This is a genomic window from Flintibacter muris (assembly GCF_943192995.1).
GTDB classification, from domain to species: Bacteria; Bacillota; Clostridia; order Oscillospirales; family Oscillospiraceae; genus Lawsonibacter; species Lawsonibacter muris.
Genome location: NZ_CALPCP010000002.1, coordinates 206,766 through 221,915, shown reverse-complemented (window position 1 = coordinate 221,915; position 15,150 = coordinate 206,766). Strand labels below are relative to the sequence as shown.

The window sequence follows — 15,150 nt, the reverse complement described above, 5'->3', positions numbered from 1 at the left end:
CTGAGTCCTCAGATTGATTAGAAGCGCGGGAGTTAAAGAAAGGCAAAAACCACGGCCAGCACTATGGCCGGCAGCAGATTGGCCACCCGGATTCTCTTGTCCCAGAGCAGGTTGACGCCTACGCAGAAAATCAGGATAGAGCCGATCAGGGACAGATTGGCCAGAGCGGCGTCTGTCATCAGCGGTTTAATCAGACGGGCCAGAACGGTAATTCCACCCTGAAATGCTGCCACGGGGATGGCTGAAAAGATGCAGCCCTTACCCATAGAGGTGGTCATTACCATAACAACAATAAAGTCCAGTGTGGCTTTGGTCATCAGGATGGAGGGGTCTGCCATAATTCCGTCCTGAATTGCGCCGATTACCGCCATAGCCCCGATACAAACCGTGAGGGAGGCAGTTACAAAAGCATTTACAAATTGATTGTCCTTCCCGTTTCCGGTTTTTACCTTGAGCCACTGGCCAAAGCCTTCAATATGGTCTTCAATGTTCAATATCTCGCCAATCAGCGCGCCGACGGAGATACACAGAACAATCTGCATGGTCCCGCCGCTGACAAGGGCGGTCCCCTCCACGCTCAGCATCCCGCATAAGGCGCCGCTGATTCCAATAAACAGGGTACACACGCCGCAGGATTTACACAGGGTATCCTGCTTCTGCTGGGACAGAAAACGTCCGAACAGCAGCCCGCACAGGCCGCCTGCGATAATAGCGGCGGTGTTGATGAAAGTCCCCAGTCCAGGCATGGCGTTATCTGCTGCGCTCCAGCAGCTTGCAGGTCACCTCGTAGACCCGCCGGGTGGAGGCCACATTCAGCCGCTCCTGTACAGAGTGGACGTCGTGGAGCTCCGGGCCCATGGAGATGACGTCCAGGCCGGGCATTTTTTCAATAAACAATCCGCACTCCAGGCCGCCGTGGGTGGCCTCAATGGTGCCGTCCTTGCCGCAGACCTCCTTGTAAACGGCCAGGACATCCTCCCGCAGGGCGGATTCTCTGGCATACTGCCAACCAGGGTAGTCGCTGCGCTCTGACACAGTGCCCCCGCCCAGCGCCAGAATGGCCCGGATGCGCTGGACCATCATAGCCTTTTGAGAGGCGATGCAGGAGCGGATGGAGAGGCTGAAATGGAGCCCGTCCTCCTCCATGCCCATGATGCCCAGATTCAGGGAGGTCTGTACCAGGCCGGGGAAGTCCACATTCATAGCCTGAACCCCCTGGGGGACGACCAGCAGAGTACGCAGAATGTTGGCCGTCACCTCCTGAGTCAGAGCGCCCTCCAGGGCAAGCTGCCGGCAGGTCAGGCTGATGTTATCATCACAGCCGGCGTACTCGTTTTTCAAAACAGCGTCAAATTCCTGGACAAAGCACTCCAGCTCCCCGGCTTGGTCCGCCGGCACAGCCACTTTGGCCTGATTTTTAGAGCAGATCACATTGTCAAATCTGCCCCCCCGGACATCGTTGAGCCGCAGACCGGGGACGCGCTCCATGGCGCTGCACAGCACCCGGCCCATCACCTGGTTGGCGGAGGCCCGGCCCTTGTGAATCTCAGCCCCGGAGTGCCCGCCCAGCAGGCCGTCCAGAGTAATCATATAGCCTGTCTCCCCGTTCAGAGGGCGCTGCTCCCCGGCCAGAAAGCAGTCCAGCCGCACGCCGCCGGCGCAGGAGACGGTAAAGACCCCCTCCTCCTCAGAGTCCAGGTTGACCAGCTTGCGCCCCTTTAAATCGGAGCAGTCCAGAGCAAAGGCCCCGTCCATGCCCACCTCCTCGTCCACGGTGAACAGCGCCTCCAAAGGGGGATGGGGCAGATCGCCGTCAGCCAGAATGGCCAGAATCATGGCCACGGCAATGCCGTTGTCCCCACCTAAAGAGGTCCGGTCCGCCCAGACCCACTCCCCGTCGGTGACCAGGTCAATGCCCTCCTTGGCCATGTCCTTGGGGTTGTCCTCAGTCTTGACGCACACCATGTCAATGTGGCCCTGGAGGATGATGGGGGCGGCGTTTTCGTAGCCGGGGGAGGCATCCTTCCAGATAATCACGTTGTTGACCTCATCCTGCCGCCAGCGCAGACCCAGCTCCTGGGCAAAACGGACGCACAGGTCGCTGATCTGCTTGGTGTTGTGGCTGCCGTGGGGGACAGCGCACAGCTTTTCAAAATACTCAAATACCTTCTTGGGCTCCAGCCCGGATAACACTGCCATGGATTTTTCCTCCTTACATAACATGGACCGTCCCACCGTAAACGCGGGGCGGTCCTATGGGTTTGGTTTAGATGTCGCCCACCAGGTCGCCGGTGAGATCGCCGTCCAGGCCGAACTCGTCGCCAATGGTGGGGTCCTCCTCCACAGGCTCCTCCGTTACGGCGGGGACAAACTCAGACAGCCAGGCCTCCTCGGGCAGGCCGGCCAGATAGGCAGGCAGATTGATGACAATGCCGTCCATATCATAGGGCAGATTGATGCTGATCTCCTTGACCACCGGCTCGTCGCCCTTGTTTTCTGTAATCTCAAGAACCATTTTAAAATTCTGCCCGATCCAGATGGACATGCCCCGTTCCCGCTTGCCCAGCTTGGCCACTTCCTCGCCCTTGACGCTGACCACAATACGCTCAAAGGCCTTGTAATCCTGGCCCTCGTAGCCCTCCAGGGTCTTGTTGTCAAAGTAGACGGTGTGTCCACGGCCAATAACCATCATGCAGGCGGAGATTGCCACCAGAAGCAGCACGGTGAGGAGGATAAAAACAATTCTGCGTTTGGATTTCATTGCGCGCCCTCCCCCTCTCTCTGGGCCTGGGCCAGCTCACGGCCGGCCTTGCTCTTGTTCATCCGCTTTTTGGCCTCATACATGATAAGGGCGATGGTGATGATGCCGTAGGACATAAACACCCGGAAGTATTCGCCCACCATGGAGTCACCGGTGATAAAGCCGCCGGCGTTGGGGGCCACGATAAACATCAGGTGGAACAAAATCACACCCAGGAAGGCGTTGCCAATAGAGGCCTTCTCCACCGAGGCGCCGCCAATCAGCAGGGCCGCAATACAGAACATACCGATCTGGCTGTGTCCGGTATAGGTGGGCAGGTTGCCCATGTTTTGCAGATAGATGACCATGCCGAAGCCGGCGAAAACAGTGGACATCATAATGGAGATCAGGCGGGTGCGGTCCACCTTGATGCCGGCGGCCCGGGCCACCTCCATGTCCTGGCCCACGGCCCGCATGTCCTGGCCCAGCTTGGTGCGCCGGAACCAGACAATGAACAGGCAGAACAGTCCCACCAGAATAAAGGTGAGCACAGGAATTTTTACACCCTGGATCCGGATGGCCAGCAGATCATCCAGGCACTGACGCATGTTCAGCAGACTGACCGTGTTCCGGATGCCGTAGCCCCGGGGGAGCATAATGCTGGAGTGGGCAATGGGAATGATGGGGCCCATGATATACAGCACGATCATCATATAGATACCGCTGCCCATGAAGAAGTTCAGGATATAGCCGGTAATCATCTCCCGGCCCTTGGCCATGTTTAAAATCGCGCCGCATACCAGCCCCAGCACCGCGGAGAAGGGGATGGACAAAATCATGGCCAGCACCACGCCGGGGATGCCCCAGATCTGCCAGTCCGCTACCAGGATGATGGCCAGCTCAGCGCCCATGGCGCCCAGGGTCATGGCAAAGTTCATGCCCATGCCCGCCATGATGGGGAAGAGCAGGCAGAGCACCAGGAACAGGTTGCGCCCCATACGGGTGATGATCTCGTTTATCAGGTAGCCGGGGGTAAAGCCGGCCATGGGGATAAAGATGGCGCAGATGATAATGAACATGATGGGCACGGCGTTGTTGCGCACCAGCTCCAAAGCACGTTTGTCCAGAGGGACATTTTTGTTCTTACTCATTTTGTTCCCTCCTGCTTTCTGGTCAGGGCGTAGAGGATCATACCGTTGGAGACAATGCTCCGGATGACCTCGCTCATATCCATATGGACCATAGCGTTCATTACTGTGGGAGTCATGGTTACCATGCCCTGAAACAGGATAGTGCCGATAATCACGTTGCCGATTGTGGCCTTATTTACCAGCGCGCCGCCGATCAGGATGGCGGACACAGTGGGCAGGGTCAGGTTGTTGGGGGCGGTATAGAGCTGGATAAAGCCAAAGCCCTGCTGATAGATCAGGATGCCCATAGCCCCCAGCCAGGTGGACATGACCACCGACAGGGTCCGCACGCGGTCCACATTGATACCGGCAGCCCGGGCAAAGTTGGGGTTGGACCCCACCGCCGTCATGGCGGTGCCCGTCTTGGTGTGAAGGAAGGCCCACATCAGAACGGCCAGCAGTGCGAACATCAGCAGCGAGCCCGTGGGAATCTTGATATACTCCAGCCAGCCCAGGCTGATGCCCCGCGCCTGGGCAATTTTTTCAAAGTCAATCTCCAAGAACTTGGCCAGCGCCTGATTATAAAAGCCGTCCAGAGAGATGGTGGGCCGCAGGCCGTTGGCCGACAGGCCGTACACCATGGTGGGGCTGTTGTAGGGCAGCAGCAGCCACATCATGCACATAAAGGAGATGATGGACAGGCCCACATAGGTGGCGATCATCATCTCGCCGCCCTTGATCTTGTTCAGCAGCCAGCCATAGCCCAGGCCGAAGATCACGGCGAAGGGGGTTGCGATAAGGACCGCCACTACAAAGCTCATGCTGCCGGTAAAGCCCAGCTGGATGGACAGGGTGCCCCCCAGCAGTCCGGAGATTACCCCCAGGGGCAGGCCGAAGTTCAGTCCGCAGCCTGAGTGAATCATGGGCACCATGGCCAGCACCAGCACCGCGTTCCAGCTGAAGCGGTTGATAATGTTGGTAATCTGCATGGGGAGGTTGACGCCCACAAAGGGGGCCATGACAAGCAGCAGCAGCAAAAAGCCGGTGATAATCATCCGGGGCACACCGTACTCCGCCGCCATAGTCTGCAAGCGGCTTTTTTCCAGTGTAGCCGCCTTATTTGATGTTCCCATTTCGCCCCTCCTTTATATAACCTGACTGACCATCAGCAGGCCGAATTCCTCCGAGGAGGCGGACGCGGGCAGGATGCCCGCCACCCGGCCGCCGGAGACGATGGCGACGCGGTCACAGGTCTGCCGCAGCTCCTCCAGCTCGGAGGAGATCATCACCACAGTGACGCCGCTGTCCCGGTTGAACTGCTTCAGCGACTCCAGCACCAGCGCCTTGGCGCCTACGTCAATGCCCCGGGTGGGCTCCGACACAAAGAGGAACTTGGGCTCCAGGGCAAAGGCCTTGGCCAGACACACCTTCTGCTGGTTGCCGCCGGACAGCTCCTTGGCCTTCTGCCTGGAGCTGGTGCATTTGATCTGCAAATCGTCAATATACTTCTGGGTTACCTTATGGATGCCCTTCTCGTCCCGCCATTTAATCAGGCCGCCCAGCAGGTTTTTTAAAAACTTGTTCTGGATCTGCATGGCGGGGAAGGCCACGTTCCACTCCAAACTCTCGTCCAGCAGCAGTCCCACCTCCCGCCGGTCCTCCGACACAAAGGCCAGGGAGGCGTCCAGGCACTTGCGGGGATTGTTCAGGGGAATTACTTTGCCGTCAAACTCCACGGTGCCGCCGGCCTCGTACAGGCCCATAACGCCGTTGGGGATGCCCAGCTTGCCCTGGCCGGCCAGGCCGCCAATGCCCAGAATCTCCCCTTCTCTAATGTCCAGGGTGACATCCCGCACCGTCTCGCCGGGCATGTCCACCCACAGCTTTTTGATGGACATGATGGTTTTGGAGCTGGAGGGGGTGCTCTGGGTTTGGGTCTGGACAGGGGCGGCGCTCTGCTGCACGTCACGGCCCACCATCCAGCGGGTGATGTCCTCCACGCTGGTCTCCTGCGAGGGGACGTCACGGACCACATGGCCGTCCCGCATGACCACCACCTTGTCGCACACGGCCAGAATCTCGTGGAGGCGGTGGGTAATGAAGATGACCGAAATGCCCTGGGCGGCCATGCCCCGGATGGAGTCCAGCAGGGCCTCGGCCTCCTTCTCCGTCAGCACGGCGGTGGGCTCGTCCAGAATCAGCAGCTTCAGCTGATCCTTGCTCAACTCACGGGCAATCTCGGTAAACTGCTTGTGCCCCACAGGCATATTGCTGATGGTCATCTTGGCGTCGATCTGGACGCCCATCTTCTCAATGGCCGCGCCGGAGCGGCGGTCCATCTCTTTATAATCCAGTGTGTTCAGCCGTTCGCCGAACACCTCTGAAACAATACTCTTCTTTTGGGGCTCCCGATTCAGGAGGATATTTTCTGTGGCGGTAAAGCCGGGAATCAGGGAAAACTCCTGATGCACCATGCCGATACCCGCCTTCAAAGCGTCAAAGGGGCTGTTGAACTGCACCTTCTCGCCGTTAATGAGGACGCTGCCGCCGTAGCCGCCGGTCTCCCGGATCACGTCCATGCCAAAGAGAATCTTCATAAGCGTGCTTTTGCCCGCGCCGTTTTCGCCGCACAGGCCCAGCACCTGTCCGGCGCCCAGGGTAAAGTTGATGTCGGTGAGGACCTGGTTGCCGAAAAAGTCCTTTTTAATGTTTTGCATTTGAAGCAAGGGAGTGCTGTTATTTGTCATACATCTGCCCTACCTATCCGTTTGTACACATTTCACTGAACTGAAAACGGGGAGGAGGAACTGTCCTCCTCCCCGTCTGGTGTCGTTTGCCTGTTTGATTAGCTGACGGTGAAGTACTTCTCGGGAATCTCCACGTCGGCGTTGCCCATATAGTGGCCGGGATTGCCCATGATATAGGTGTCCTGATAGATCAGGAACACATTGTCAGACTTGACGCCGGTGGTGGCGTTGGTGTAGCCCGCGCCGTTCCACTGGGCGTTGGGGGAATAGACGTTCAGGGCCTCAGCCACAGCGTCCATGTCGGTGATCTCGCTCTTGCCGTCGATCACGTTCTTGGCATGCTCAGCCAGACCGGCGGACAGGGTGTAGCCATAGGAGTAGGCCCAGGTGCCGAAGCGGTCGGCGCAGCCCTTCTCCACCAGGGTGGACTCCACCTTGGCCAGGATCTTCTCAAAGTCGCCGGCCTCCTCGGTCAGGTCCAGACCCAGAGCGCCGGGATAACCCATCAGGGGGGAGGGCAGGTCGGCCTCAATGAAGTAGCCGCCGTACTCAACCAGCTGCTTCAGCAGGGGCTCGGTGTGGGCGTCGTTGGTGCAGAAGTAAGCGGCCTTGGTGCCGTACTTGTCAACCCAGGCGGGGACATTCTCCAGAATATAGGCCTGAGCGCCGGGCACGCCCACGTCGGAGGTGGGGTCGGGAGCGGTCTCAAGGAAGAACTCCATGTCGAACTCCTTGCAGGCCTCACGCATGACGGCCACACGGCGGCTCATGGTCTCATAGGCCATGTGCCGGGGGAAGGAGATGTGGACAAAGGTGTCGGCGCCCAACTCGTGGGCGGTGCGGATAATCAGATAGCCGCGGGAGACAAAGTCGTTGTTGCAGACCAGGTCGGCGGCGGAGCCGATCTCGGGCAGGTCCTCGTGGCCCTCGCCTGCGATGCAGATGATGTCAGGGCGCATCTCCTTCACCTTGCGGAAGGCCTCGGTGGTGCCGGGAACGGCCTGGTTGACAATGATAGCCTTCATCAGAGGGTCGTCAGCCATGTTGACGATCTTCTGAATGGTGGTCTCCAGCTCTTCGGTGAAGTTGTCGGGGTAGATGTCCAGCTTGACCATGTCCTCGCCGTACTTGGCCTGGAAGGCCTCGGCGCCCCGGCGGTCGTCCTCAGACTGGGAGACGGAGCCGGTGATGATGCCAATGTGGTAGTCCTCGGCGGTGTCGCCGCCGGTGGTGGAACCGCTGGCGCTGGAGGGGTTGGAGCCGCTGGTGCTGGGAGTGCTGGGGGTGTTGTTGTTCCCGCCGCCGCAGCTCACCAGAGCGAGCATCATGGCGCAGGCCAACAGCATGCTGATCCTCTTTTTCATTGTATACCTCCTAAAAAGTACCTTGTGTCTTAGGGCGCACAGAAAAATCTCTCTGTACCTTGGTACAGAGGAAAAAGGCGCACGCCTTTTTCGACTTCTCTCTATTTTAACAAAAAATGATATTTTGTCAACCTCTATTTGGGCTCAAACGGGCTTGTTTTCCATCTTTTCCTGCTGAAAGCTGGTCTTTATTTTCAAAGTATTTACGTTTCGAACAAAGATAAAGGGGCGAGCAAAAGAAAGATTGGGAAAATCGACCACTCTGCCCGCGTCAGCAGCGGGGCAGCGGTACCCTTGATTTTTTAAGGGTACCGCCGCCGCTTGCCAAACAAACTCCTGTTCAATCTTTAGGCTCCCTCAAGGAGGGAGGCTTTTCGATATCCGCACATTGTGCTCCATTTACCCTCTTTTAGCCCGGTTGATGGCGGCCAGGATGGCCCGGAGGGGGGCCAGGTTGATGTTGTGGCTGAGGCCTACGCCCCAGTACTGCTTACCGGTGCGCTTGTCCTGGAGGAGGATATAGGCCACACCCTGGGAGTCAGAACCGTCGGTGATGGCGTGGGAGGAGTAGTCCAGGAAGGAGAAGCGGTCGATCTTCTCCCCCTTGATGGCGTTAAAGAAGGCGTCAATGGGGCCGTTGCCCTCGCCGGACACCTCAAACACGGTGTCGGTGTGCCGCAGGGTGCCCTGGAAGGCCACGTGGGAGTGCCCCTCCCCGTCGATGGTCTCGTGGAAGGAGTGCTTCAGCATCTGGTAGGGCTCCTTCACGTCGATATACTCCTGATGGAACAGCTGGTTGATCCGCTCCGGGGCGATCTCCTTGCCCACCTTGTCGGTCTCCACCTGGACGATATGGCCAAACTCGGGGTGCATGGACTTGGGCAGGTCGAAGCCGAAGTCGTGCTCCATGATATAGGCCGCGCCCCCCTTGCCCGACTGGGAGTTGATGCGGATGATGGGCTCGTACTCCCGGCCCACGTCGGCGGGGTCAATGGGCAGGTAGGGAATTTCCCAGAACTGGGTGCCTGAGGTTTTCATATACTGCACGCCCTTGTTGATGGCGTCCTGGTGACTGCCGGAGAAGGCGGTAAAGACCAGCTTGCCGGCGTAGGGCTGGCGGTCGCCCACAGGCATCTTGGTACACCGCTCAAACATCTCCTTGATTTTGTTGATGTTGGAGAAGTCCAGCTCCGGGTCCACCCCCTGGGTGTACATGTTCATGGCCAGGGTGACCATGTCCACATTGCCGGTGCGCTCGCCGTTGCCGAAGAGGGTGGCCTCCACCCGGTCGGCCCCGGCCAGCAGGCCCATCTCGGTGGTGGCCACGCCGCAGCCCCGGTCGTTGTGGGGGTGGAGGGAGATGATGGCGCTGTCCCGGCCGGGAAGGGTGCGGATGAAGTACTCCAGCATGTCGGCAAACTGGTTGGGCATACAGTTCTCCACGGTGGTGGGCAGGTTGAGGATCACCTTGTTGTCCGGGGTGGCGTGGAGGTGGTCCAGCACAGCCTGGCAGATCTCCACGGCGTAGTCCATCTCGGTGCCCATAAATGATTCCGGAGAGTATTCAAAGCGCAGATTCATACCGGATTTAATCATGGGCTGGCTCATTTCGTAGATCAGATCGGCAGCGTCGGTGGCAATTTTGGTGATGCCTTCGCAGTCCATGTGGAAGACCACCTTGCGCTGGAGGGTGGAGGTGGAGTTATAGAAGTGGAGAATGACGTTCTTGGCCCCCTGGATGGCCTCAAAGGTCTTCTTGATCAAGTGTTCCCGGGCCTGGACCAGCACCTGGATGGTCACGTCGTCGGGGATGTGGCCCCCCTCGATAAGTTCCCGGCAAATCTCATACTCCGTCTCGCTGGCGGAGGGAAAGCCGATCTCAATCTCCTTCACACCGATATCCACAAGGGTATGGAAATACTCCAGCTTCTCGGCCAGGTTCATGGGGTCTACCAGGGCCTGATTGCCGTCCCGCAGGTCTACAGAGCACCAGACGGGAGCCCTGGTGATGGTGCGGTCAGGCCAGGTGCGGCCTTGAATGGGCTGGGGAGTAAAGGGAATATACTTTTCAAATTTGGGTTTCATAGCGGTGTCCTCCTTAACAAATAAATGGCGTTGGATTACGTCAGGGGACAGCAAAACGCCCCCGACTCTTTCAAGTCAGGGGCGTGTCAATAACACGCGGTACCACCCTGGTTCAGCGGACAGTCACCTGTCCGCCCTCAACAGCCTCCAACAAGGCCTTGGCCGGTAACGGGGCCCCACGTTCCGCCCTACTGAGGGTTCAGGCGGACTGCTCAGGGGCCAGTTATGCACAGGGCTCCTCACACCGGCTCACACCAGCCGCCGGCTCTCTGAGTGAGAAGGGCCTGTCTTTTTCCCCTTCACCGCATTTGCTTGTTGGGTATTTTAGCGGAAAAGGACCGGCTTGTCAAGAAGAAAATTTGCGCAGCTACGAAAATCAATGTTCAGAACATCCCGCCATTTTTGCAGGGCGGGACGGCCCCCGGCCCGCCCTGCAGTGTCAAAATTGAGTTCCATGTTGTGCATCGGACCTGTGCGTGCTATAATGGCTCCATAATTTGGAGCGGAAAGGGGATTTGCTATGAAAACAAAAGAACAACTGGGCGGTATCTACTCCGCCAGCATCACAGCCTATGACCAGTCCGGCCAGGTGGACGGCGCCGCCCTCCAGCGGGTCATGGAGCGCAATCTCAAGGAGGGGGCCGCCGGGTTCTTCGTGGGGGGCAGCAGCGGGGAGTGCTTTCTGCTTACCGAGGGGGAGCGGGTGGAGGTCTTTGAGGCCGCCTCCTCTTTTGCGGGCAGGACCAACCTGATCGCCCATGTGGGGGCCATCTCCACTGATGAAGCGGTGCGCTACGCCAAAGCGGCCATGGGGATGGGCTTTGACTCCACCGCCGCCACCGCGCCCTTTTACTACGGCTTCTCTCCCAAAGAGATCTGCCGGTACTACTACGACATTGCGGAGGCCTCCGGGGCTCCGGTGCTGATTTACAACTTCCCCGGCAACACCCACAAGGAGTTCAACACCGCCGACCCGGCCTATGTGGAGCTGCTGCGCAGCGGAGCCATCCTGGGGGTAAAGCAGACCAACTACAACCTGTACCAGATGGAACGAATTCTGAACCTGAACCCCGACCTGATCGCCTTTAACGGCTACGACGAGACTATGGTGGCCGGTCAGGCCCTGGGGTGCGTCGGGTCAATTGGCAGTACCTTTAACATGATGCTGCCCCACTACAAAAAGATTTTCGACCTGTTCGACCGCGGTGAGCGGGAGGAGGCGCTGGCCCTCCAGCACAAGGCCAACAACTGCATGGAGGCCATGTGCAGCGTGGGGCTCATTGCCGCCATCAAATATGAGCTGGAGCGGCAGGGATACCCCGTCGGCCAGCCCAGAAAACCCTTTGCCCCCCTTACTCAGGAGCAGAAGGATTATGTAGACGGCGTATTGGACAAAAATCTGGTTGAGGCATAATGAGGATACCGGCAGAAAAAATTTGAAAAAACTGTTGATTTTCCTTCGGAACTGTGTTATGATACCAGTTGCGTTTACAAGCATACCCTCATGAGGAGAAAGAGGTGAAGATAAAATGAAGGAAGGCCTCCACCCCAACTATCAACAGACCACCATCCGGTGCGCCTGCGGCAATGTGATCGAGACCGGCTCCACCAAGAAGGACATCCGCGTAGAAGTTTGCTCCAAATGTCATCCCTTCTACACCGGCAAGCAGAAGATGGTGGACACCGGTGGCCGTGTCAGCCGCTTCAACAAGAAGTTCGGCCTCGACAAGTAAGACCTGTGTACAAAAGCCGCACCGTGTATTCGGTGCGGCTTTTTGCATCAAAATGGCCCGGAATCGCATAAGCTTTAAGGTACAGTTCAAAAGGAGCCCTGCCCCTGCGGGGGATATGTTATAAGGAGGAAATCACCATGCGTAAAATCGACCCCAAACAGCTTGACAAGAATGTTTTCTCTGCCATTGGCGACCAGTGGATGCTCATTACCGCCGGGACGGCGGACCGCTGCAATACCATGACCGCCTCCTGGGGCGGGCTGGGCGTGATCTGGGGGGCTCCGGCGGCCACCTGCTACATCCGTCCCCAGCGGTACACCAAGGAGTTCGTGGACCGGGAGGAGTACTTTACCCTGGCCTTCTTCGGGGAGGAAAGCCGAAAGGCTTTACAGCTGTGCGGCTCCAAGAGCGGCAGGGATATCGACAAAGTAAAGGAATGCGGCTTTACAGTTCAGGCGGCGGAGTGCGGCGCCCCCTACTTCGAGCAGGCCGAGCTGGTGCTGGTGTGCCGCAAGCGGTTTGCCCAGCCCATGGACCCGGCCAATATTCCTCAGGAAATCAAAACAAAATGGTATCCCCAGGAGGATTATCACACCCTGTATATCGGGGAGATTGTAGAGGCCCTGGTAAAGGACTGATTTACAGGTGGGGCAGAGCGGTCCGGTAGGACCGCAGCTGGCCCTACCTCTCCCTTTAATTGCTCAGATTATGGAGGCGGTCAAAAGGCTTCCGATTAAACTGCAAAATTCCATTTGCTGGGCGATCGAAAACTATAGTATGCTAGAAGCGATAGGGAAAAGATCAGAAATGACGCCGAAGGAAATCCAAGCTGCAATAACCCGGGCGCTGGAGGATGAGACTTATCCAACTCTTTGCCTCCTTTATATTACAAAATTTGCAAAAGAATCTGGAGAAAACGAGGAAACTTAGCCTATATGCAAAATATTCAAGAGAAAACACAATTCAACCGCGCCGTTTTGGTGGGGCTGAGCGCTTTCAGCCTCAGCCGGGAGGAGAACGCGGATGAGGAGTCTATGGAGGAGCTGGCCGCCCTTCTGGAGACGGCGGGGGGACAGACAGCGGGGGTGGTCACCCAGTCCAAGGACAGCCCTGATCCCCGCACCTTTATTGGTGAGGGCAAGGTGGCCGAGGTCCGGGAACTGGTGGAGGCCACTGACGCCGATATGGTCATCTTTGACAACCCCCTGTCCCCCTCCCAGCAGCGCAACCTGGCCGAGGAGCTGAAGGTGGGTGTGCTGGACCGCTCCGCCCTGATCCTGGACATCTTCGCCCAGCGGGCCCGAACCAGAGAGGGCCGGCTCCAGGTGGAGCTGGCCCAGTATAAGTATCTGCTGCCTCGTCTGCTGGGCATGTGGAAGCACCTGGAGCGCCAGGAGGGCGCCATCGGCACCCGGGGTCCCGGCGAGACTCAGTTGGAGTCCGACCGGCGGATTCTGGGCCGGAAAATCGCCAAGCTGGAGAGCGAATTGAAGGACGTGCGCCGGGTGCGGGCCACCCAGCGGGAGCGGCGGATTAAAAACGAGGTGCCAGTGGTGGCCATTGTGGGCTACACCAACGCGGGCAAGTCCACCCTGCTCAACCACCTCACCGGGGCGGAGATTCCCGCCAACAACCGGCTCTTCGACACCCTGGACACCACCACCCGGACGCTGGAGATTTCCGACACCTGCACGGTGCTGCTGTCTGACACGGTGGGCTTTATCCGAAAGCTGCCCCACCACCTGGTGGAGGCCTTCAAAGCCACCCTGGAGGAGTTGGAGTACGCCGACCTGCTGCTCCATGTCATTGATTCCTCCAGCCCCCAGTGGCGGGAGCAGGCGGAGGTGGTGGACCAGCTCATCCGGGAGCTGGGGGCCGAGCAGACACCCCGCATTGAGGTATTTAACAAGTGCGACCTGTGGACAGGGGATATCCGTCCCCACGGGGAGGACAGGGTGTCCATCTCCGCTAAAACGGGGGAGGGCATTCCCGATCTGCTGGCCGCCATCGGCAGGGTGCTGGACAACGGAGCCCGCCGGGTGACCATCCACCTGCCCTACGACCGGGGAGGCCTGCTGGACAAGCTCTATGTGGAGGCCAAGGTGGAGCGCGTGGACTACGGCGAGACCATCGACGTGGAGGCTGTCTGTACCCCCAAGGTAATCGGCCAGCTGGGCCCCCTGGTGGAGGGCTGGACGCCCCATAAGGAATTTTGGGAGGACTGAAAACAGCTATCAGATTTGCCGCCCCTGCAAGTCCGCTGTTCAGGGGCGCTCACCACTGAGAAATAGAAAAAATGAAGGCTTGCCGGTTTCAGCGGCAAGCCTGTTCTTTATTTCACCAGATTGTCCAGCTTCTCCCCGGCCAGATAGCGCCGCAGGTTTTCCTGGGCCATCTCCACGCACTTCCGGCGGGTGATCTCCAGCCGCATGCCGCCGGCCACGTGGGGGGTGAGCAGCAGGTTGGGCACGTCCCACAGGGGGCTTTCGGCGGGCAGGGGCTCCGGGTCGGTGACGTCCAGGACGGCCCCCCACAGTTTACCGGCGGTCATGGCCTTTACCAGGGCGTCCTGGTCCAGCACCGATCCCCGCCCGGCGCTGATAAGGACGGCGTCGTCCTTCATCAGGGCGATGCGGCTCTCGTTCATCAGACCGGCGGTCTGGGGAGAGTGGGGCAGAGTGAGGGCCACCACGTCGGCCTGGGGAAGCAGCTGGTCCAGCTCATCCATGGCCCGGACCTGGTCAAAGCCCTCCAGCGGGCCGGCCACCTTCCGTTTCAGGCCGATGGTTCGGGCGCCCAGGCCCTGGCACAGCCCGGCAAAGGTGGAGCCTACATTTCCCGCTCCCACAACCAAAACGGTGCCACCCAGAATGGTCTTCATGGCCCCTTCGTCCTTCCAGACATGGGCGCGCTGGCTGTCCAGGTAGACGGGCAGCCGGCGGCAGACCGCCATCAGCCCGGTGAGCATATGTTCAGCCACGCTGCGACTGTTGGAGCCGCTGGAGGAGGTAAACAAAATCCCCTCAGGCAGCGCCCCATCGTACTCCTCGGTACCTGCCCACATGGTCTGGAACCATTTCAGGCTGACGGCGTCCTTCATGGTCTCCGCCCTGGGCCAGCCGAAGATGACGGTGGCGGCGGCCAGCTGTTCCGGGGTGACGGTGCTGCTGCGGGCATAGACGTGGGTGGCGCCGGGAGCGATGGCCTCAAATTCTTCCTTCTCCCCCTCTTTCAGGGGGAGAAGATTTAAAATATACTCAGACATGGTGCAACTCCCTTTCTAGGGGCGGCCTGTGGCCGCCTGTTTAAATTTGGCTGTATTTTGCGGACAGCCACAGGCCGCCCCTACAT

At 58.8% G+C, this 15,150-nt stretch carries 13 protein-coding genes and 1 other annotated feature; of the genes, 4 read left to right on the top strand and 9 right to left on the bottom strand.

Annotation, left to right across the window (positions count from 1 at the left end; genetic code table 11):
• Positions 1–32: 32 nt before the first annotated feature.
• The 8 genes from NFS22_RS03295 to leuA form a co-directional block, all read right to left on the bottom strand.
• A complete protein-coding gene (locus NFS22_RS03295; RefSeq protein ID WP_251316337.1) occupies positions 33–746 on the bottom strand; it encodes a DUF554 domain-containing protein in 714 nt (237 codons plus the stop codon).
• Between the two features lie 4 nt (positions 747–750).
• Positions 751–2,199 (bottom strand): aminoacyl-histidine dipeptidase, encoded by a 1,449-nt coding sequence (locus tag NFS22_RS03290; RefSeq protein WP_251316336.1) that lies wholly within the window; start codon positions 2,197–2,199, stop codon positions 751–753.
• Positions 2,200–2,266: 67 nt separating this feature from the next.
• Positions 2,267–2,761 (bottom strand): DUF6672 family protein, encoded by a 495-nt coding sequence (locus tag NFS22_RS03285; protein ID WP_251316335.1) that lies wholly within the window; start codon positions 2,759–2,761, stop codon positions 2,267–2,269.
• Positions 2,758–3,891: an ABC transporter permease gene (locus tag NFS22_RS03280; RefSeq protein WP_251316334.1), complete on the bottom strand. Its 1,134-nt coding sequence runs from the start codon at positions 3,889–3,891 to the stop codon at positions 2,758–2,760. The genes NFS22_RS03285 and NFS22_RS03280 overlap by 4 nt, the downstream gene beginning before the upstream one ends.
• Entirely contained in the window at positions 3,888–5,003 is a 1,116-nt protein-coding gene (locus NFS22_RS03275) for an ABC transporter permease subunit (RefSeq protein WP_338147928.1), read from the bottom strand. Before NFS22_RS03275 ends, NFS22_RS03280 begins: the two co-directional genes overlap by 4 nt.
• Positions 5,004–5,015: 12 nt before the next feature.
• The gene (locus NFS22_RS03270) at positions 5,016–6,617 is read right to left on the bottom strand and encodes a sugar ABC transporter ATP-binding protein (RefSeq protein ID WP_251316333.1); all 1,602 of its coding nucleotides are present in this window, start codon (positions 6,615–6,617) and stop codon (positions 5,016–5,018) included.
• A gap of 98 nt (positions 6,618–6,715) precedes the next feature.
• Positions 6,716–7,981 carry a DUF3798 domain-containing protein gene (locus NFS22_RS03265; RefSeq protein ID WP_251316332.1) on the bottom strand — a complete coding sequence of 422 codons (1,266 nt, stop codon included), beginning with the start codon at positions 7,979–7,981 and terminating at the stop codon, positions 6,716–6,718.
• A gap of 399 nt (positions 7,982–8,380) precedes the next feature.
• The gene (gene leuA, locus NFS22_RS03260; protein WP_251316331.1) at positions 8,381–10,066 is read right to left on the bottom strand and encodes a 2-isopropylmalate synthase; all 1,686 of its coding nucleotides are present in this window, start codon (positions 10,064–10,066) and stop codon (positions 8,381–8,383) included.
• A gap of 74 nt (positions 10,067–10,140) precedes the next feature.
• Positions 10,141–10,378 (bottom strand) — a binding site (T-box leader).
• 208 nt (positions 10,379–10,586) lie between these two features.
• Here leuA and NFS22_RS03255 point away from each other — a divergent pair.
• From NFS22_RS03255 to hflX, 4 genes are all read left to right on the top strand, one after another.
• Positions 10,587–11,480 carry a dihydrodipicolinate synthase family protein gene (locus NFS22_RS03255; RefSeq protein WP_251316330.1) on the top strand — a complete coding sequence of 298 codons (894 nt, stop codon included), beginning with the start codon at positions 10,587–10,589 and terminating at the stop codon, positions 11,478–11,480.
• 115 nt (positions 11,481–11,595) lie between these two features.
• A complete protein-coding gene (gene rpmE / locus NFS22_RS03250; RefSeq protein ID WP_160666733.1) occupies positions 11,596–11,799 on the top strand; it encodes a 50S ribosomal protein L31 in 204 nt (67 codons plus the stop codon).
• 137 nt (positions 11,800–11,936) lie between these two features.
• On the top strand, positions 11,937–12,437 hold the full coding sequence (locus NFS22_RS03245; protein ID WP_251316329.1) for a flavin reductase family protein: 501 nt from the start codon (positions 11,937–11,939) through the stop codon (positions 12,435–12,437).
• 297 nt (positions 12,438–12,734) lie between these two features.
• Positions 12,735–14,024 carry a GTPase HflX gene (gene hflX / locus NFS22_RS03240; protein ID WP_251316328.1) on the top strand — a complete coding sequence of 430 codons (1,290 nt, stop codon included), beginning with the start codon at positions 12,735–12,737 and terminating at the stop codon, positions 14,022–14,024.
• A gap of 107 nt (positions 14,025–14,131) precedes the next feature.
• On the opposite strand, the gene NFS22_RS03235 is transcribed toward hflX, so the two are convergent.
• Positions 14,132–15,064: a D-2-hydroxyacid dehydrogenase gene (locus tag NFS22_RS03235; RefSeq protein ID WP_251316327.1), complete on the bottom strand. Its 933-nt coding sequence runs from the start codon at positions 15,062–15,064 to the stop codon at positions 14,132–14,134.
• Positions 15,065–15,150: the final 86 nt, after the last annotated feature.

Coding starts and splice junctions, on each gene's coding strand:
- NFS22_RS03275 (WP_338147928.1), bottom strand. CDS start 5,003: ATGGGAACATCAAATAAGGCGGCTACACTGGAAAAAAGCCGCTTGCAG.
- NFS22_RS03280 (WP_251316334.1), bottom strand. CDS start 3,891: ATGAGTAAGAACAAAAATGTCCCTCTGGACAAACGTGCTTTGGAGCTG.
- NFS22_RS03265 (WP_251316332.1), bottom strand. CDS start 7,981: ATGAAAAAGAGGATCAGCATGCTGTTGGCCTGCGCCATGATGCTCGCT.
- rpmE (WP_160666733.1), top strand. CDS start 11,596: ATGAAGGAAGGCCTCCACCCCAACTATCAACAGACCACCATCCGGTGC.
- NFS22_RS03235 (WP_251316327.1), bottom strand. CDS start 15,064: ATGTCTGAGTATATTTTAAATCTTCTCCCCCTGAAAGAGGGGGAGAAG.
- NFS22_RS03270 (WP_251316333.1), bottom strand. CDS start 6,617: ATGACAAATAACAGCACTCCCTTGCTTCAAATGCAAAACATTAAAAAG.
- leuA (WP_251316331.1), bottom strand. CDS start 10,066: ATGAAACCCAAATTTGAAAAGTATATTCCCTTTACTCCCCAGCCCATT.
- NFS22_RS03285 (WP_251316335.1), bottom strand. CDS start 2,761: ATGAAATCCAAACGCAGAATTGTTTTTATCCTCCTCACCGTGCTGCTT.
- NFS22_RS03255 (WP_251316330.1), top strand. CDS start 10,587: ATGAAAACAAAAGAACAACTGGGCGGTATCTACTCCGCCAGCATCACA.
- hflX (WP_251316328.1), top strand. CDS start 12,735: ATGCAAAATATTCAAGAGAAAACACAATTCAACCGCGCCGTTTTGGTG.
- NFS22_RS03290 (WP_251316336.1), bottom strand. CDS start 2,199: ATGGCAGTGTTATCCGGGCTGGAGCCCAAGAAGGTATTTGAGTATTTT.
- NFS22_RS03295 (WP_251316337.1), bottom strand. CDS start 746: ATGCCTGGACTGGGGACTTTCATCAACACCGCCGCTATTATCGCAGGC.
- NFS22_RS03245 (WP_251316329.1), top strand. CDS start 11,937: ATGCGTAAAATCGACCCCAAACAGCTTGACAAGAATGTTTTCTCTGCC.